The organism is Halomonas sp. HNIBRBA4712 (assembly GCF_043558675.1).
GTDB lineage: Bacteria > Pseudomonadota > Gammaproteobacteria > Pseudomonadales > Halomonadaceae > Vreelandella.
On record NZ_JBIFXR010000001.1, the window covers coordinates 718,443 to 737,431 of the forward strand.

The window sequence follows — 18,989 nt, forward strand, 5'->3', positions numbered from 1 at the left end:
ATGGTTATCATTTAAAGTGTGCCGCCGCAATACCCGCTTTCTCGTCGTCTTGAATCGTTTGCCCGGCTGCCGGGCATGGATTCGCTCGTTTGGAGCGAGTCGTTATCAAAAGGTATTCACCATGTCCGGCAGTACGCCGTTGAGTCGAAAAATCGGCGGCATGCCCCCCGCCTGGGTATGTTGTTTTCTGGCCCTGACCCTGATGGGGCTACTGGTGCTGGCGCTGTACGAGCGGGGTGGGGTGGTCGAGGGCGTGAGCGTCTTGTGGTCGCCCGCGCTAAACGATGTCGATGAGCTGTTGCTCTATTTCACCTGGTGGCCACGGGTGGCGGTGTCGCTGCTGGCGGGGGGCGCGCTGGCGCTGGCCGGCGTTTTGATGCAGCAGGTACTGCGCAATCCGCTGGCCTCGCCCACCACCCTGGGCGTGGCCAGCGGAGCGAATCTGGCGTTGATGATGGCGACGTTGCTGGCCCCCGGCCTGTTGGCTTTCGGGCGAGAGTGGGTGGCGCTTGGTGGCGGTGCGGCGGCCATGGTGCTGGTATTCGCTCTGGCCTGGCGGCGCCGGCTGGCGCCGGTGGTCGTGGTGCTGGCGGGGCTGGTGGTCAATCTCTATCTGGGGGCGCTGGCGACCGCGGTGCTGCTGTTCAACCACGAAACGCTGGCGGGGCTTTTGATCTGGGGGGCAGGGTCGCTGGCGCAAGGTGGGTGGGACGGTGTGTCGGCGCTCTGCCTGCGGTTTGCGCTCAGCGCGGTGGTCGCGGCGCTGCTGATTCGCCCGCTGGCGGTGCTGGAACTCGACGACGCCAGCGCCAAAAGTCTCGGGATTTCGCTCAAGTATCTGCGTTTGGCGGGCCTCGGGCTTGCGGTATTCATGACCGCAAGCGTCGTCAGCGTGGTGGGCCTGGTCGGTTTCATCGGTCTGGCGGCGCCGAACATCGTACGTATGGCTGGCGTCCGGCGTCTTGGCCCGCGCATGCTCTACTCGGCGCTGCTGGGCGCGGTACTGCTGGCGAGCACTGATTTACTGCTGCAGCGTTTTTCCGGCCAGCTCACGACGCTGTTGCCGACCGGTGCGGTGACCGGCGCGCTGGGGGCGCCGCTTTTGCTTTGGCTGATTCCGCGCTTGAAGCTTCAAGGCGACCGGGCGCCCGCGGCTGCTCCGGTGGCCATGCATCGCCATCCGATGCCGGGGCGGCGGGCGATGGCGCTACTGGTGGCGCTGGTCGTGGCCATCCTGGTGGGGCTCGTGGTCGGTCAGACCGGCCAGGGGCTGAGTTTGGTATCGCCGTTCGACGCGGCGGTCATGGAGTGGCGCGCCCCGCGGGTGATCGCCGCGGCGGCCAGCGGGCTGATGCTGGCCGTGGCGGGCACGCTTTTGCAAAGGCTTTCGGGCAACCCGATGGCGAGCCCCGAGGTGCTGGGCATCAGCGGTGGCTGCGCGATCGCGCTGATTCTCGGCATCTACTGGCTGCCCGCGACGCAGAGCGGGCTGCTGGTCGGGGTGGGCACGCTAGGAGCGCTGGTCACGCTCGCGCTTCTGGTCTTGCTCAATCAAAAGAGCGGCTTCGTGCCCGAGCGACTCCTGCTCAGCGGCGTGGCGTTCGGTGCGCTGTTCGATGCGGTGCGCGGGGTGATTCTCGCCGGCGGCGACCCGCGCGGCCAGCAGGTAATCGCCTGGCTTGCCGGCTCCACCTATCACGTGGATGTGACAAGCGCGCTGCTCGTTGGCACTGCTGCGATCGCTTTTTTGCTGATGACGCTGCCGTTCACCCGCTGGCTGGACATTCTACCGCTGGGAGCGGCCACCTCGCGGGGGCTGGGGATCGCTCTTGGCCGCGCCCGGCTGGGCATTTTGCTGCTGGTCGCCGTGCTCACCGCGTGTGCCACGCTGGTGGTCGGCCCGCTTTCGTTCATCGGGCTTTTGGCACCGCACATGGCGCGACTGGTCGGCTTTTCCCGCGCCCGGTGGCATCTATTGGGCGCTGGGCTGATCGGGATGCTGTTGATGGTGCTGGCGGATTTCATCGGCCGCCAGATCATGTTTCCCTACGATATCCCGGCGGGGCTGGTGGCCTCTCTTATCGGCGGCGCCTACTTCATGTGGGGGCTGCGCCGCCTTTGAGCCTGCTGCACTCAGCGGTGGAAAAACGCCTGCATGACGTCGATCACGCGCTCGATGTCGGCGTCATCGATATCGCGATGCACCACGAAGCGGGTGGCGTAAACCAAATCGAGCAGGATGTCGTGCTCCTTGAGCCAGGCGGCAAGCGGTGCGATGTGGGCCTTGTCCACCTGGGCGAACACCATGTTGGTGGCCTGGGAGGTCACCGTGATGCCGGGCAGCGCGTCGAGCGCCTCGCCCAGGCGCGCCGCGCGGCGGTGATCCTCTTTCAAATCCTCCACGTGGTGATCCAGCGCGTACTGGCAGGCCGCGGCGATCAGCCCGGATTGGCGCATGCCGCCGCCGACCACCTTGCGCCAGCGGCGCGCCTTCTGGATGAAGTCGTGGGAGCCGACCAGCGCCGAGCCCATCGGCGTACCCAGCCCCTTGGAGAAGCAGAGCGAGACGCTATCGAACGGCGCGCAGAGTGTGTCGAGCGGCGTATCGGTGGCGACCGCGGCGTTGAACAGTCGGGCGCCGTCCAGGTGGGTCGCCAAACCGTGCTGGCGGGCGAGCGCCACGGCGCGCTCGACGTAATCGGCGGGCAGCACCTTGCCGGCGATGGTGTTTTCGAGCGCCAGCAGACGCGTGCGGGCGAAGTGGGGGTCGTCGGCCTTGATCGAGGCCTCGATCTTCTCCAGCGGTAGCGTACCGTCTGCGGCGTTCTCGATCGGCTGGGGCTGGATACTGCCCAGCACCGCGGCGCCGCCGCCTTCGTAGCGGTAAGTGTGGGCATTCTGGCCGACGATGTACTCGTCGCCGCGCTCGCAGTGCGCCATCAAGGCCACCAGGTTGCTCTGGGTGCCGCTGGGGAAGAGCAGGGCGGCCTGCTTGCCGGTGCGCTGGGCGAGGGCTTCCTGAAAGGCGTTGACGCTCGGGTCGTCGCCCCAGACGTCATCGCCGAGCGGTGCGGCCATCATCGCCTCCAGCATGGCCTGGCTTGGGCGGGTCACGGTATCGCTGCGTAGATCGATCAAGACGTTGGCTCCTGTGAATGCGGGGGACTACGGACAATTCGAAGCCCAGACGCTATGGTTAACAGGACCACAACGTGAAGGCAATGACATGGATCTCAAAAGCGGTTACCCGTTCTGGGCCGTTAAAAATGGACTCTTTCTCACTTTTCCCCGATTGGAGCACGATCATCGTTGCGATGTCGCCGTCATTGGCGGCGGGATTACCGGCGCGCTGATCGCCGATGAGCTTGCTGGCCACGGCCACCACGTGGTGGTGCTCGAGCGTCGCGATATCGGCTGGGGCAGCTCGGCGGCGAGCACGGCGCTTTTGCAGTACGAAATCGACACCCACATGGTCGAGCTCGCCAAACGATTTGACGAGCGGCGCGCGGTCATGGCCTACCAGGGCTGCGCCGATGCGATCATCGAACTCGAGCGCTTGGCCGGCGAGCTCGGCGAGGTCTCCTTCGAGCGCCACGAAAGCCTTTACTACGCCAGCAGCGAAGAGGATGTGGCCCCTCTCGAGGCGGAGTTTGCGCTGCGTGAAAAGCACGGCTTCGACATGGAGTGGCTCGATCGCGACGCGCTCAAGAAGGCGTTCGGGGTCGACGCGCCGTGCGCAATTCTGTCGCGGCTGGCGGCGAGCCTCGACCCCTATCTGATGGCCTACCGACTCTTCGAGCGCGTGCAGGCGCGCGGTGGCGAGGTGTTCGATCGTACCGAGGTGGCGACGATCGAGCCCGGTGAGTCGGGCGTGGTACTCGAGCTTTCGAACGGCTCGACGCTGACCGCGGGCAAGGTGGTGATCGCCGCCGGCTACGAGTCGCAGCGCTGGCTACCAACACCGGTGGCGAAAAATCGCAGCAGCTACGCCTTCGTGACCGACCCGATCGCGACCGAAGGGCTTGGCAAGCTTCGTCACACGCTGGTGTGGGAATCCGCCAGGCCTTATCTTTACATGCGCGCCACCGACCAGGGGCGGCTACTGGTCGGCGGCGACGACGATGAGGTCGACGAGCCGGCGCGCCGCGACGCGCGGGTAATGGAGAAGGCACATGGCCTTGCCCGCAAGGTCGAAGCGCTTTGGCCGCACCTGACCATCAACCCGACCTTCAGTTGGGCCGGTACCTTCGCCGAAACCGATGACGGCCTGCCTTTTTTTGGCCCGCACCCGGCGTGGGGGCCGCACGTACACTTCGCGCTGGCCTACGGCGGCAACGGCATTACCTACTCGATGATGGGGGCGCCGCTGCTGCGCGCCCTGATCGAGGAGCGCCCACACCCGCTGGCCGATTTTCTCTCCTTCACGCGACTCCAGAGTGAGCCTACCGATGAGCCCGGTTCTGTATCTTCGCGCGCTTGAACGAAGCGATCTGCGTTTCGTTCACGAGCTCAACAACAATCAAAGCGTCATGTCCTACTGGTTCGAAGAGCCTTACGAATCCTTCGACGAACTCGAGGAGCTCTACAACAAGCACATTCACGACAACGCCGAGCGGCGCTTCGTCGCTCAGACCGCCGACGCGCTCGCCATCGGCCTGGTCGAGCTGATCGAGATCGATTACATCCACCGAAGCGCCGAGTTCCAGATCATCATCGCCCCGGAGCATCAGGGCCGCGGCTTCGCCAGGCCTTTGATTCATCAGGCGCTCAACTACTCCTTCACCATCCTGAACCTGCACAAGGTGTACCTGATCGTGGCGGTCGAAAACGAGCGTGCGGTGCATCTCTACCGGGAGTGCGGCTTCATCGAAGAGGGGCATCTGGTGCAGGAGTTCTTCATCAACGGGCGCTATCGCGATGTCAAGCGCATGTACGTACTACAGCAGGCGTACTTGAAGGCGCGCCTCGAGAACGAAGTGCCCTAGCGCCCTTGCTAGTACATAAAAAAGCCAGCGCATAAAAAAAGCCAGCGCTAAGGCTGGCTTTGCATTCGGGGTGCGTATGGTCAAGGCATTCATCCGCCGACGTGGGTGGCGAACCCTTCCGCCGCGAGGCGCTGCCACTGGGCCTGCTGCTCCCAGAAGTGCCAGACTTCGTCGCTTTGATGACGATTGATCGCGTTACTCATGATCGCGTGCTCCTTGTGTGCGAACCACTCCATTATAGCCGCATTTTTGCTGCAATGCAGCATGAGGGTTTTCGTTCGACCGCCGAATCGGGGCGGCAAAAGCGCGCATCCGCGGCTAGGCTTGGGGGTGCCTAATTAATTTTTGCGAAAGGAGTCGCTAATGAGCGCCAATGTAGCCGAGATACTGGTCAACACGCTGCAAAACGCCGGGGCAAAGCGCTGCTACGGCGTGGTCGGGGATTCGCTGAACCACTTCACTGACGCGCTCAGGCACAGCGATGTCGAGTGGGTTGGCGTGCGCCACGAGGAGGTGGGCGGCTTCGCTGCCGGCGGCGAGGCGTACATGACCGGGGAGCTTACGCTGTGTGCCGGCTCCTGCGGGCCGGGCAGCCTGCACTTCGTCAACGGCCTGTTCGATGCCCACCGCAACAACGCCCCGGTGGTGCTGATCGCAAGTCACATTGCGCTCGGCGAAGTCGGTAGCCAGTTCCCTCAGGAAGTGGATCAGACCGATATTTATAAGCAGTGCAGCGTGTTCTGCGAAACCATCGCTTCTCCGGAGCAGGCGCCACGCATGGCGGCAATGGCCGCCCAGGCCGCGCTCGCCAAGCGCGGGGTAGCGGTGCTGGTGGTGCCCGGCGACGTCATGACGCAAACGCCGCAGAGCAAGCTCGACTTCCAGGCCCACACCTTCGACTACTCGATTCGCCCCAGCGCCGAAGCGCTGGTGCCGGCGGTGCAAGCGCTCAACAAGGGCGGCAAGATCACGATCTTCGCCGGCGCCGGCTGCGAAAACGCCCGCGAGCAGGTGATCGCGCTTGCCGAAAAGCTCAACGCTCCCATCGCCTGGACCTCGCGGGCGAAGAACTACATCGAGTACGACAACCCTTATCAGGTCGGTATGACCGGGGTTTACGGGCTCGAAGGCGGCTACCACGCGGTGGCTGAGTGCGACACGCTTCTGCTGCTGGGCTGCAGCTTTGCCTTTGCCCAGTTCTACCCGGACGGCGCGAAGATCATCCAGGTCGATCATGAGCCCAACCAGATCGGCAAGCGCTACCCGGTGGACGTGGGCATCGTCGGCAGCGTCGCCGATACCTGCGAGGCGCTCAACCAGGCCGTCAAGCCCAACGAGCACACCGGTTGGCTCGAGAAGTGCCAGAAGCGCTACAGGAAGTCGCTGGAAAAGTCTGCCCACGACACCAGAAGCAACACCACGATTCACCCTCAGGAGCTGACGCTCGCCATCGACCGGCTGAGCGATGAGAACGCGCTGTTCACCGCCGATACCGGCAGCGTCAACGTCTGGATGCTGCGCCATATTCATTCAGGCCCCGAGCGCAAGACGCTTTCGAGCCTGCAGCACGGCACCATGGCCAACGCCTACCCGCAGGCGCTGGGTATTCAGCTTGCGTATCCAGAGCGCCAGGTGATCGCGCTGTGCGGCGACGGCGGGCTTTCGATGCTGATGGGCGATCTTTTGACCCTGGTGCAGCGCAAGATCCCGCTCAAGATTGCGGTGTACAACAACCAATCGCTGAGTTTCGTCGAGCTTGAGCAGAAGGTGGAGGGCATGATCGACGCCTACACCGAGCTCGAGAACCCCGACTTCGGCGGCGTGGCCCGCGCCATCGGGCTCTGGGGCAAGCGCGTCGAGCGCGAGGATGAGCTCGACGACGCCGTGACCGAGTGGCTCGCCCAGCCGGGCCCGGCGCTTCTGGAGGTGATGACCAACCCGATGGAGCTGGTCATGCCACCGAAGGTGGAAGCCGGCCAGGTCGGCGCCACCGCGCTCTACTCTGCCAAGGCGGTGCTGAGCGGGCGGATGGACGAGGTCGTCCATCTGGTGAAAAGCAACTTCCTGAAGCGTTAGACGATGCGGCTACGCGTTCTCTCCGACCTGCACCTCGAGCACTTTCCCAATGGGCGGGTGCTCGATGAGGTACCCGCGGACGTCGTGATTCTGGCCGGCGACATTCACCAGAAGCTCGAGGGGTTTGCCTGGGCGAGAGCGCGTTTTCCCGGCATGCCGATTCTTTACGTGCCGGGCAATCACGAGTTCTACGGCACCTGCCTACCCAACCACCGCGAAGCGATGGCGCGCGAGGCCGAGCGCCTTGGTATCGAGCTTCTGGATAATCGCGCCGTGACCCTTGGCGGGGTGCGCTTTTACGGCACGACGCTGTGGACCGACTTCGCGCTCTACGCGGATGATCCGACCCACGACCCGCGGGTCACGCGCCATAAAGCCGTGACCATGATGCCGGATTTTCAGATCGTGACCGACGAGTACTTCAACGTATTCACCCCCGAGGCGAGCCAAGCGCTTCATCGCGAAGCGGTGAAGTGGTTGACCCGGGCGCTCGACGAGCCCTTCGACGGGCCGCGCGTGGTCATCAGCCACCACGCGCCGCTCGATGAGTGCATCCCGCCGCGCTACGCAGGCGATGCGCTCTCACCCGCCTTTGCCTCCCACCTGACGGCGCTGATGGGCCAGATGGATCTATGGATTCACGGCCACGTGCATGAGGCGGTGGATAGTGTGCACGACGGGACGCGCGTGGTGGCCAACCCCGGCGGCTACCCCGACGAGCCCGTCGCCGAGCGCTTTCGTCAGGATTTGATCGTGACGGTTTGATCCGCTCAAAGCCCTCCAGCACAGCGCACGAGCGCTTTTAATGCCCCTGTTGAGCAATGTTAAGTTTGGCTTTATGGGCAAAAACAGCGTTTTCCCTATTTTGGCCTGGATCGAGCATTGAACTTTGGTCGCGTTTTGACCGTTTCCTGTTGCTCGCCTCGGTGCTTCTTCTTACTCTTCGTTTGTATGATGTATTACCAATATGCAAACGAGGTAATACACACCACGCCAGCAATCGGTCGCTTTGCGAGTCTCGGGCCGAAGAGTCGTTCTCAAAGGCTATAACTCACAATGAACGCAAAAGGTAAGCTTATGCTGCTATCCAGAAAAACGCTGATGAGTGTTAGTGTCGCCGGTGTCATGATGGGAGCCGCCCTGGGCTCCGGTGTTGCCATGGCCCAGGATGCCCAGCTTCGCGGCAACGTCCGTGTAGTCATTGGTTCGACCTCTACCGGTGGCGACACCTACCAGAACGCCAGCATCGTGGTCGACCGTTTGGCCGAGCACCTGGGTGTCAACATGAAGGTCGACGCCGTGGGCGCAAGCTCCGCGTTTCGCACTCTGGACCGGGACTCCCGGGGCAACACCCTGATGATCTTCCACGATCAGTCTTACCTTGGCCATCTGTACGGCGTTCAGGGCTACGACGATATCTTCGAGAAGTACACCATCGGGCCGACTATCGCCATCAACCCGGGCAACGCCTATCTCGTGCCCATGGACTCCCCCTATCAGAGTCTGGACGACATCATCGAAGCGGTCGGCAGCGGTGAAACCGTGCGCGTCGCGATCCAGCCAGGTGGGGTATCGGAAATCGGCTTCAGCGCGCTCAAGAACGCGATCGCCATCGAGCATCCGGGGCAGGAAGATAACCTGGTCGCGGTCAACACCGGCTCCCAGTCCGACAAGAATCAGCAGCTCTTCGACGGTCAGGCCGACGTCATCAACGGCAGTGTGCAGGCCAACGAACAGTATACCCGCCTGCCCGAAAGCGATCAGAAGGCGATGCGCTTCGTCTGGCTGACCGCGCGTCAGGAAACCATCGAGCAGGCGCCGGAAGAGGGGCTTGGACAGACCACTCGCGATCAGCTTCTGGAGTACGTCGAGCCCAACGTCACCGTCACCATGGGCGATGACGAGAACTTCACCTTCGATAAGGAGTTCTTCTTCCTTTATAACAAGGAGATGGATCAGGGCATCATCGATCAGATCGACGAAGCGCTGACCGAGATCTTCGACGAAGGCGACGTGCAAGAGGCGCAGCTGAACGCCTTCTTTATCCCGGACTTCAAGCCCTCCGCCGAAGCCTCCGAGTACCTGCAGGATAAGATGTCGCGCTATCAGGACATCATCAGCAACATCAACTAAGCACACCGCGGCCGGCCGCTCGAGCGCCGGCCGCGCCTTCCTCTGGTAGGCACACGGCGCTAAGGCGCCGGTTACGTGCCGAATCTACGTTCGTGGAGCCGCCATGGCCTCAGATCTTTTGAGCGTGTCGATCGACTTCGAGACGTCACACCTGTTTTTTCCCCACATCGTGCACTGGGTGCTGGCCGGGCTTTTTTTGCTGATTCTGGTAACGAAAGTGGCCCCCTTCATGGCTGCGGTCAAACGCGGTGAGCGCACCCTGCCGATCATCGGCGAGGCGCGGGACTCGAAACGCTTTTTCGGTACCCTGGCGCTGATCAGCGCGTATTTCTATCTGATGGCGGTGGTCGGTGATCTGTTTCCCTACACCGGTTACGGCTTTCTGTTCGTCTCGATGGTCTTCGTGCTGCTCATGTCGTTGATGTATCTCCACGACTGGACGAAGAAAAAATTGATCATCGTGGTGATCAACGCCATCGCCGCACCGACCATCGCCTGGTTCGTGCTCGCCAAGCTGTTCACCATCACTCTGCCGTGACCCAAGCGGGTAAATTGCCATGGATTTTCTAGCTTTTATCGATTTCACCTTTTTACTGCTCGTCGGCTTTGGCACCCTCGTGGGGATCATCTTCGGCGCGATTCCTGGCATGACGGCGACCATGGCGGTGGCCGTGTGTCTGCCACTGACTTATGCACTCGGCCTCAATCACGGGCTTGCACTGCTGCTCGGGCTATACGTGGGCGGCATTTCCGGCGGGATGGTGCCGGCGGTGCTGTTGAACATTCCCGGCACGCCTTCCTCGATCACTACCACCTTCGACGGCTACCCGATGGCCCAGAAGGGCGAGGGCGAGAAGGCGCTACGCGTGTGCGTCATCGCATCGCTCGTGGGCGGGCTGGTCAGCGCGCTGGTGCTGTTTCTGTTCGCGCCGCTGCTGGCGGACTTTTCGATCAAGTTCTCCTACGTGGAGAAGTTTCTGATCATCCTGCTGGCGCTTTCGGTGATCGCCTCGCTTTCCACCAGCATGTTGATCGGTATCTTCAGCGGCGTGATCGGCATCTGGCTCAGCCTGATCGGCGACTACAGTATCTCCGACGGCGGCAACGGCCATACCCGGCTGATGTTCGATTTCATGGAGCCGTACCTGTTCGAAGGCTTTTCACTGTTGCCGGTGCTGATCGGCATTTTCGGTATCTCGACGATTTTGCTGGAGGCGGAGAAGGGCGTGAAGCGCGACACCGCCGGCGAGCGCATCAAGATCGGCAAGGAGGGCGGTTTCTCGTTTTCGATCTTCAAAGGCAGTTTCACCAACCTGACCCGCTCGTCGTTCATTGGCACTTTCGTCGGCATGCTGCCAGGCGTGGGTGGCAGCGCGGCCTCGGTGCTCGCCTATACCCAGGAGAAGAACCTGGCGAAGGACTCCTCGCAGATGGGCAAGGGCGCCCCCCAGGGACTGATCGCCTCGGAGTCGGCCAACAACGCCCTGACCGGTGGCGCGCTGATTCCGCTGTTGTCGCTGGGTATTCCGGGGGACTCCACCACCGCCGTGTTGATCGGTGCCTTCACGCTGCAGGGCATCCAGGTGGGGCCGCTGTTCATTCCGGAAAACCACGATACCTGGTATGTAATGATGACGGCGCTGGTGCTGGCGAACTTCGTCATGTTCGCGCTGATGTTCTTCGCCATCAAGCATATCGCCAAGGTGGTCATGGTACCCAAGCACATCCTCTACCCGCTCATCGTCATGATGTGCGTGGTGGGTGCCTACGCGATCAACTACGGCATCATGTTCGATGTCTGGACGCTTCTGATCTTCGGGGTGCTGGGCTATCTGATTCAGAAGATCGGGCTCGAGGTCGCGCCGCTGATCATTGGTTTCATTCTGGGAAGCCAGGCGGAGGTCTATTTCGTCAAGAGCCTCGAGTCCTTCGGCACCTACACCATCTTCTTCACCAAGAGCCCGATCGCCATGGTGCTCTGGGCGTTGATCGCCGCGTCGGTACTGTTTGCGATCGTGATGGGGTTCAAGTCGCGCGCTCGCCAGAAAATGGAGCTGAGCCAGATGCACACCCCTTCGAACACCACTGCAGGAAAGTCTCATGACTCAACTAACGACTAATTCTCGCGTCATTCAGGTTCATCCGAGCGACAACGTCGCCATCGTGATCGAGCACGGCGGACTGGCCGAAGGGGTGAAGATCAACGAGTCATGCACGACGTTGATGCCGATCCCCCAGGGGCACAAGGTGGCGCTTGCGCCGATCAAGGAAAACGACGACATCGTGCGCTACGGCGAAGTGATCGGCACTGCGGTCACTGCCATCGAGCGCGGCGCGCACGTCAACGAGCACAACGTGCGCCTGCCGACGGCTCCGGCGCTTTCCGAGCTTCCGCTGGCGACCCGTACGCCGCCGGCCCAGGAGCCGCTTGAAGGCTACACTTTTGATGGCTTTCGTAACCCGGACGGCAGCGTCGGCACCAAGAACGTGCTGGGGATCACCACCAGCGTTCAGTGCGTGGCCGGCACCGTGGAGTACGTGGTCGCGCGGATCAAGCGCGAGCTTCTGCCGCGTTTTCCCAACGTTGACGACGTGGTCGGGCTCAATCACAGCTACGGCTGCGGCGTGGCGATCAACGCGCCGGCGGCGATCGTACCCATTCGCACGCTCAAGAACATCGCGCTGAACCCGAACTTCGGCAACGAGATCATGGTGATCGGCCTTGGCTGTGAAAAGCTCCAGCCGTCGACGCTGCTCGAAGACCGCCCGGTGAAGATCTATGAGAACAGCGAGGCCGCCGACCCGGACGCCAACGTGCTGAGCCTTCAGGACGAGAGCTTCGAAGGTTTCGGCGAGATGGTCGAGGGCATTCTCGCCATGGCCGAGCGCCACCTGGAGCGCTTGAACAAGCGACGCCGCGAAACCTGCCCGGCCTCGGAGCTTGCCGTGGGTATGCAGTGCGGCGGCAGCGACGCGTTTTCCGGCGTGACCGCCAACCCGGCGGTGGGCTTTGCCACGGATTTGATCGTGCGCGCCGGCGGCAGCGTCATGTTCTCGGAAGTCACTGAGGTGCGCGACGCCATTCACCTGCTCACGCCGCGCGCCGTCGACCGCGAGGTCGGTCAGGCGCTGATCGACCAGATGGCCTGGTACGACGACTACCTGCTTCAGGGCCAAGCCGACCGTAGCGCCAACCCGTCACCGGGCAACAAGAAGGGCGGCTTGAGCAACGTGGTCGAGAAGGCGCTGGGCTCGGTGATCAAGTCCGGTAACTCGCCGATCGTCGACGTCATCGGCCCGGGCGAGCGGCTGCGCCGCAAGGGGCTGACCTTCGCCGCCACGCCGGCGAGCGACTTCATCTGCGGCACGCTGCAGCTGGCCGCGGGCATGAACCTGCAGGTCTTCACCACCGGACGGGGCACGCCTTACGGGCTCGCCATGGTGCCGGTACTCAAGGTCGCGACCAACTCGCACCTGGCCAGGCGCTGGCACGACATCATCGATCTTGACGCCGGACGCATCGCCACCGGCGAGGCCACCATCGAGGATCTGGGCTGGGAGCTTTTCCACCTGATCCTCGATGTCGCCAGCGGCCGCAAGCAGGCCTCGGCGGACCGTCTCGGCATCCACAACGATTTGGTGCTGTTCAATCCCGCGCCGGTGACCTGAGCTGCCGCCTTTAAAACGCATCAATAACGCAAAAGCGCTAAACGACAAGAGAGCTATCGCCATGTTTCCCAAGATCACGTCGATGAAAGTGGTGCCGGTTGCCGGCTACGATGGGTTCCTGCTCAACCTGAGCGGCGGTCACGCGCCCTGGTTCATTCGCTGTGTCGTGGTTCTGGAAGATAGCGCCGGCAATCAGGGCGTCGGTGAAATCCCCTCGAGCGAAGGGATTCTCAAGGGGCTGGAGCAGTGTCGCGCTATCGTGGAAGGCACCACCGTCAATGCCTTCAAGCAGACCTTGAACAGCGCGCGCCAGGCCCTTGCTAAAAACGGCCGCGAAGAGCGCGGCCGCCAGACCTTCGATCTACGCGTGGCGGTTCACGTCATCACCGGGCTCGAGTCGGCGCTTCTGGATCTTTACGGCCAGGCGGTCGGCCTTCCTGTGGCGGATCTTCTCGGCCAGTACGGCCGCCAGCGAAATGAGGTCGAAGCACTCGGCTATCTGTTTCTGCTCGGCGACCCGGACAAGACGGATTTGCCCTACCCGAAGGCGAACGACGCGGTCGATGCCTGGGACGAGGTGCGCTACCAGAAGGCGCTGACGCCGGAGGCGGTGGCCAATCTCGCCAAGGCCGCGTTCGATCGCTACGGCTTCAAGGACTTCAAGCTCAAGGGCGGGGTGCTCAGAGGCGAGGAGGAGGCCGACTGCATCCGTGCGTTGCACGACGCCTTCCCCGAAGCGCGCCTGACGCTCGACCCCAACGGCGCCTGGAAACTCGACGAAGCGGTGCGCGTGCTCGAGCCGATCAAGCACCTTCTCAGCTACGCCGAGGACCCCTGCGGCCAGGAGGAGAGCTACTCCGGGCGCGAAACCATGGCCGAGTTCAAGAAGCGCACGGGCCTGCCCACCGCGACCAACATGATCGCCACCGACTTCAAGCAGCTGCAGTTCGCCACCCAACTCAACGCGGTCGATATTCCGCTGGCGGACTGCCACTTCTGGACCATGCAGGGCGCGGTCATGGTCGGGGAGCTGTGTAACGAGTGGGGCATGACCTGGGGCTCGCACAGCAACAACCACTTCGATATATCGCTGGCCATGATGACCCACGTGGCCGCCGCCTGCCCGGGCGAGATCACCGCGATCGACACTCACTGGATCTGGCAGGACGGCCAACGCATCACCAAGGAGCCGTTCCTGATTCGTGACGGCAAGCTCAAGGTACCGTCCACCCCGGGACTGGGCGTCGAGCTCGATGAAGAGCAACTGATGGCCGCGCACCGGCTGTATAAATCGCTGGACGTGACCCAGCGCAACGACGCCATGGCGATGCAGTACCTGATTCCCGGCTGGAGCTTCGATCCCAAGCGGCCGGCGCTGGTGCGCTGAGCGGCTGATTATTCGTCATGAACGAAAATCTGTGAGTTTAATGTTTGTCTCTTATTTTCCTGACGATGGAACCCTTCACAGACTTCTCATTAAGTATGAGGGGCTGTGATTACACCTTTCTTTAGGCTAAAGTCTACAAGAATATTTGTATGATGTATGACAATATAAGGTATACTCTAATTTTTTGAATCCCTGTGCCGCCGTCAGTCATGGTAGCCCGAAAACCGAACAAGAGGAGTCCCGCATGAATTTTTCTAAACAAGAACTCAAAGCGTCTATTACCGACGGGCTTTTGTCGTTCCCCGTGACCGACTTCGACGAAAGCGGCAAGTTCGACGCTGAAAGCTATCGCAAGCGCCTGCTGTGGTTGAAAGAGTATGAAGTTTCCGCGCTGTTCGTGGCGGGCGGTACGGGTGAGTTTTTCAACCTGACCCTCGATGAGTTCCGCGAAATCGTCAAGGTCGCGGTCGACACCATCGGTGGACACGTGCCGATCATCGCCAGCGCCGGCCAAAGCGCGGGGCTTGCCAGCGAGCACGCCCGCATCGCCCAGGAAGAGGGCGCCGACGGTATCCTCCTGATGCCTCCTTACCTGACCGAGTGCTCGCAAGGTGGCATCGTCGAGTACGCGGCGAGCGTTTGTCAGTCCACCGACCTGGGCGTTATTTACTACAACCGCGCCAACGGTTATCTCAACGTCGATGCGGTCAAATCGCTTGCCGATCGCTGCGATAATCTGATCGGTTTGAAGGATGGCAAGGGCGACATGCAGGCGCTCAACATCACCATCAAGACTCTGGGCGATCGCCTTGGCTACGTTGGTGGCGTGCCGACCGCCGAAATCATCGCCGAAGCTTACCTCGCGATCGGTGTGAGCACCTACTCCTCTGCAGTGTTCAACTTCGTGCCCGAAATGGCGGTGAAGTTCTACAAGGCGCTGCGTCAGGGTGACAGCGACTTCGTTACCAAGGCGACGCGGGAATTCTTCATTCCTTTCGTCACCCTGCGTGACACCACTCCCGGCTACGCAGTCAGCCTGGTCAAGGCGGGTGCGGGCATCGTGGGCTATCCCGGTGGCAACGTGCGCGCCCCGCTGACCATGCCCAACGACGAGCAAATGAGCCAGCTGAAAAAACTGGTCGAAAACGCCAAGTCGCTATAGAAGTTATCAACATACATCGATGTTGGTCGCGTGGTGAACTACTATGGGGCTGATCGCCCAAGCTGGCCGCGTTGACCAGTGAATACGCCAGACAAATTCAATCCCTGATTTATCTCCGGTATCGTTTATTTAGAAAGCGCCAATAAAGCGATGCCGGACGTAATGCTTTGTTACGTTGGTGTTATGTGTTTTGGGGTATGAGCAAAGGGGTACCTGGTACGGTGTCAAACCGGCCAGGCAATCATTCTCATCGCAGGAGGCAAGATGAATCTAACAGGTGAAATGCTGATCGGACAGAAAGCCGTCAAGGGCTCTCGTGATCCCATTCAGGCCATCAACCCGGCGACCAACGAGCGGTTGGAGCCAGGCTACGCTGGCGGCACTCAAGCTGAGGTAGATCAGGCGTGCCAGCTTGCGTGGGATGCCTTCGATAGCTACCGCGAAACCTCACTCGAAGACCGCGCCAAATTCCTTGAAACCATCGCCGATGAAATCGAAGCGCTGGGTGATGCGCTTATCGAGCGCGCCGTAGCGGAGTCCGGGCTGCCCCAGGCACGTATCCAGGGCGAGCGCGGCCGTACCTGCGGCCAGCTGCGTATGTTCGCCAAGACCGTGCGCGCCGGCGAATGGCTCGATGTTCGCATCGACCCCGCCATGCCCGATCGTCAGCCGATGCCGCGCGCCGATCTGCGCCAGCGTCATATCGCGCTGGGTCCGGTCGTGGTCTTCGGTGCCAGCAACTTCCCGCTGGCGTTTTCGGTTGCCGGTGGCGACACCGCCTCGGCACTTGCCGCGGGTTGCCCGGTCATCGTCAAGGCGCACGCCGCACACCCGGGCACCGGTGAGCTGGTCGGCCGCGCGATCCAGGCGGCGGTCAAGAAGTGTGGCCTGCCGGAAGGCGTGTTCTCGCTGATGTTCGGCTCCGGCCGTGAAGTGGGTACGGCGCTGGTCAGCGACGAGCGTATCAAGGCCGCCGGCTTCACCGGTTCGCGCAGCGGCGGTATCGCGCTGTGGAAAGCGGCCCAGTCACGCCCCGAGCCGATTCCGTTCTACGCCGAAATGAGTTCCATCAACCCGGTCTTCCCGCTGCCGGCAGCGCTGAAGGCACGCGGCGAGGAGATGGGCAAGGCATTCGTGGGCTCGCTCAACATGGGCGCCGGCCAGTTCTGCACCAATCCGGGCCTGGTGATCGCCATCAAGGGTCCGGAGCTTGATGCCTTCGTCAAGGCAGCGGGTGAAGCCGTCAAGGAAAGCGGCGCGCAAACCATGCTGACGCCGGGCATCTTTGAAGCCTACGAAAACGGCGTTCAGAGCCTCAAGGAGAGCGGCAAGGCTCAGGAAGTAGCGCGCGGTCAGAAGGGCGAAAGCCCCAATCAGTGTCAGGCTGGCCTGTTCAAGACCGGCGCCCAGGATTTCCTCGCAAGCGAAGCGCTGCAGGGCGAAGTCTTCGGCTCGACATCGCTGGTGGTCGAGTGTGCCGATGAAGCCGAGCTCAAGAAGGTCGCCGAGCATCTCGAAGGCCAGCTGACCGCAACGCTTCAGATGGACGATGCGGATCTGGATGCGGCGCGCAATCTTCTGCCCACGCTCGAGCGCAAGGCAGGCCGTATTCTGGTCAACGGCTGGCCGACCGGCGTCGAAGTGTGCGACGCCATGGTGCACGGTGGCCCGTTCCCGGCGACCTCTGACTCGCGCACCACGTCAGTAGGTACCGCCGCGATCTACCGCTTCCTGCGCCCGGTCTGCTACCAGGACCTGCCGGAAGGCCTGCTGCCGGAAGCGATCAAGAACGACAACCCGCTCAAGCTGCGGCGTCTGGTGGACGGTAAGCGCGAGCAGTAATCGATGCGCTAGACCCTCGGGGTCACCATGCTTTCAAGGCCGCCTTTGGGCGGCCTTGTTGGTTGTAGGGGGTAAGAGCAGGGTGAAATGCCTTGAAGCATCGAGAGTCTTATTGAGCGGGGGTGGAGGCTGTCAGGTTTTCATGTGTTCGACTCGGAGAAGATCGCCAGACAAGCCACTTACCGTGTCGTGAGATGAACCAAAAATCAGGGGCGATACGCTCTTATCCATACGTACCAGGCGCGTGATGATATCGTTTTCTGTCGTCGTTGAAAGTAAGCAACGTCATGGCGCTTTAAGCCGGAGGCGAGCGTTTTGATCGCGCGGATCGAGCGGCCGAGACTGTAACTTTAGTCTATTTAGACTTATTGCTACTTGCCTGTAAAAAGGCAGTTGGCTAACTTAACGATCAAGATTTGTATGATGTAAGACAAATGGTTTTGAGGTTTTACTCTATTGAATTTAAAAGGTATTGCTGTGCCTGAAGAAGCGATAGCAAATAATTCAAGAGATAGTGGTATCTCATGATCAAAAAAAGCTTAGAGCATCGTTAGGTGAATAAACTCACCAGCGAACGCTCCTTGGTAGGGGGCCTGTTCGCTTGAGTGTTCACGCCACGTTGCTTTGAGTTGAAGTTCGAGCGGTGCACCCCGGGCCCGCTTTCGTGAAGCCGTAAAACCAACGACACAACAAGAGGTTTCAGTAATGAAAACAGCATCGATCTGCCGTCAAACGCTCGTCGCGCTCACCAGCGTGTCGCTTCTTGCCGCCGCCGTTTCCGCCCAGGCCGCTAACTGGCGCGGCTGGAACATCCATCCGGACGGCTATCCCAATACCGAGGCGCTCGAGGCGTTCGCCGAAGCCGTAAACGAGCGTACCGAAGGCCGCGTGACGCCGAGGGTTTACAACAACGCGGTGCTGGGTGATCAGTCCGACGCCATCGAGCAGACCCGCAACGGCGCGCTCGATTTCGCCAACTTCAACATGGGGCCGATGGGGCCGATCGTGCCCGAAACCAACGTCTTCTCGCTGCCGTTTCTGTTCACTAATATCGACCACATGCACACGGTGATGGACGGCGAGATCGGCGAGCGTTTCGCGGATGCGCTGGAAGAGAAGGGGCTAGTGGTGCTCTCCTGGTTCGACTCCGGCGCGCGCAGTATCTACAACACCCAGCGCCCCATCCGTACGCCGGAAGACGTTCGTGGTTTGAAGATTCGCGTCATGAACAACGACCTGTATGTGCAGATGATGGCCGCCCTCGGCGGTAACGCCACGCCCATGTCCTACGGCGAGGTGTATCAGAGCCTCACCACCGGCGTGCTTGATGGCGCCGAGAACAACTTCCCGTCCTTCGAGTCGAGCAACCACTACGAAGCCGCCGGCTACTTCTCGCTCACCGAGCATTTGATTATTCCGGAGTGTCTGTGCGTGGCGAAGTCGAGCTGGGAGGCGCTTTCCGAAGAGGATCAGGAGATCGTGCGTGACGAAGGCATGAAGGCGTCCGAGCTTCAACGCGCGCTGTGGGTAGAAAGCTCCGACGAAAGCCGTCAGATGGTGCTGGATGCCGGTGTCGAAATCAACGAGGTCGACGACAAGCAGGCATTCCAGACGCTGATGGAGCCGATGTACGAAGAGTTCATCGCCAACAACCCCGGCACCGGCGAGCTGATCGAAGAGATTCGCGCTGCGCAGTGATCTTTCGTTTGATCGTTTCCTGGCGGCGATGAGCCGC

Annotated in this window: 14 protein-coding genes; 13 read left to right on the top strand and 1 reads right to left on the bottom strand. The window is 61.6% G+C overall.

What is annotated here, in order from left to right:
- Positions 1–121 precede the first annotated feature (121 nt).
- Positions 122–2,122: a Fe(3+)-hydroxamate ABC transporter permease FhuB gene (fhuB, locus tag ACGK9R_RS03395; protein WP_394578153.1), complete on the top strand. Its 2,001-nt coding sequence runs from the start codon at positions 122–124 to the stop codon at positions 2,120–2,122.
- A gap of 11 nt (positions 2,123–2,133) precedes the next feature.
- Here the strand turns inward: fhuB and ltaE are convergent, their stop codons facing one another.
- Positions 2,134–3,138, bottom strand: coding sequence for a low-specificity L-threonine aldolase (gene ltaE, locus ACGK9R_RS03400; RefSeq protein ID WP_394578154.1), 1,005 nt, complete (start codon positions 3,136–3,138; stop codon positions 2,134–2,136).
- A gap of 88 nt (positions 3,139–3,226) precedes the next feature.
- Between ltaE and ACGK9R_RS03405 the strand changes: the two genes are divergently transcribed.
- From ACGK9R_RS03405 to ACGK9R_RS03460, 12 genes are all read left to right on the top strand, one after another.
- Positions 3,227–4,480 carry an NAD(P)/FAD-dependent oxidoreductase gene (locus ACGK9R_RS03405; protein ID WP_394578155.1) on the top strand — a complete coding sequence of 418 codons (1,254 nt, stop codon included), beginning with the start codon at positions 3,227–3,229 and terminating at the stop codon, positions 4,478–4,480.
- Positions 4,449–4,985 carry a spermidine N1-acetyltransferase gene (speG, locus tag ACGK9R_RS03410; RefSeq protein ID WP_394578156.1) on the top strand — a complete coding sequence of 179 codons (537 nt, stop codon included), beginning with the start codon at positions 4,449–4,451 and terminating at the stop codon, positions 4,983–4,985. Before ACGK9R_RS03405 ends, speG begins: the two co-directional genes overlap by 32 nt.
- Before the next feature lie 363 nt (positions 4,986–5,348).
- The gene (locus ACGK9R_RS03415; protein WP_394578157.1) at positions 5,349–7,061 is read left to right on the top strand and encodes a thiamine pyrophosphate-dependent enzyme; all 1,713 of its coding nucleotides are present in this window, start codon (positions 5,349–5,351) and stop codon (positions 7,059–7,061) included.
- Between the two features lie 3 nt (positions 7,062–7,064).
- Positions 7,065–7,826, top strand: a complete 762-nt coding sequence (locus ACGK9R_RS03420; RefSeq protein WP_394578158.1) for a metallophosphoesterase — start codon at positions 7,065–7,067, stop codon at positions 7,824–7,826.
- A 312-nt stretch (positions 7,827–8,138) separates the two neighbouring features.
- Complete coding sequence (locus ACGK9R_RS03425; protein WP_394578159.1) at positions 8,139–9,194, top strand: ABC transporter substrate-binding protein; 1,056 nt, start codon at positions 8,139–8,141, stop codon at positions 9,192–9,194.
- Between the two features lie 103 nt (positions 9,195–9,297).
- Positions 9,298–9,732 carry a tripartite tricarboxylate transporter TctB family protein gene (locus ACGK9R_RS03430; RefSeq protein WP_394578160.1) on the top strand — a complete coding sequence of 145 codons (435 nt, stop codon included), beginning with the start codon at positions 9,298–9,300 and terminating at the stop codon, positions 9,730–9,732.
- A 19-nt stretch (positions 9,733–9,751) separates the two neighbouring features.
- Positions 9,752–11,314, top strand: coding sequence for a tripartite tricarboxylate transporter permease (locus ACGK9R_RS03435; RefSeq protein WP_394578161.1), 1,563 nt, complete (start codon positions 9,752–9,754; stop codon positions 11,312–11,314).
- Positions 11,295–12,863 carry a galactarate dehydratase gene (gene garD, locus ACGK9R_RS03440; protein ID WP_394578162.1) on the top strand — a complete coding sequence of 523 codons (1,569 nt, stop codon included), beginning with the start codon at positions 11,295–11,297 and terminating at the stop codon, positions 12,861–12,863. The genes ACGK9R_RS03435 and garD overlap by 20 nt, the downstream gene beginning before the upstream one ends.
- A 61-nt stretch (positions 12,864–12,924) precedes the next feature.
- Positions 12,925–14,250 (top strand): enolase C-terminal domain-like protein, encoded by a 1,326-nt coding sequence (locus ACGK9R_RS03445; protein ID WP_394578163.1) that lies wholly within the window; start codon positions 12,925–12,927, stop codon positions 14,248–14,250.
- A gap of 244 nt (positions 14,251–14,494) precedes the next feature.
- Complete coding sequence (gene kdgD, locus ACGK9R_RS03450; protein ID WP_394578164.1) at positions 14,495–15,412, top strand: 5-dehydro-4-deoxyglucarate dehydratase; 918 nt, start codon at positions 14,495–14,497, stop codon at positions 15,410–15,412.
- A gap of 264 nt (positions 15,413–15,676) precedes the next feature.
- Positions 15,677–17,254 (top strand): aldehyde dehydrogenase (NADP(+)), encoded by a 1,578-nt coding sequence (locus tag ACGK9R_RS03455; protein ID WP_394578165.1) that lies wholly within the window; start codon positions 15,677–15,679, stop codon positions 17,252–17,254.
- A 705-nt stretch (positions 17,255–17,959) separates the two neighbouring features.
- The gene (locus ACGK9R_RS03460; RefSeq protein WP_394578166.1) at positions 17,960–18,952 is read left to right on the top strand and encodes a TRAP transporter substrate-binding protein; all 993 of its coding nucleotides are present in this window, start codon (positions 17,960–17,962) and stop codon (positions 18,950–18,952) included.
- Positions 18,953–18,989 lie beyond the last annotated feature (37 nt).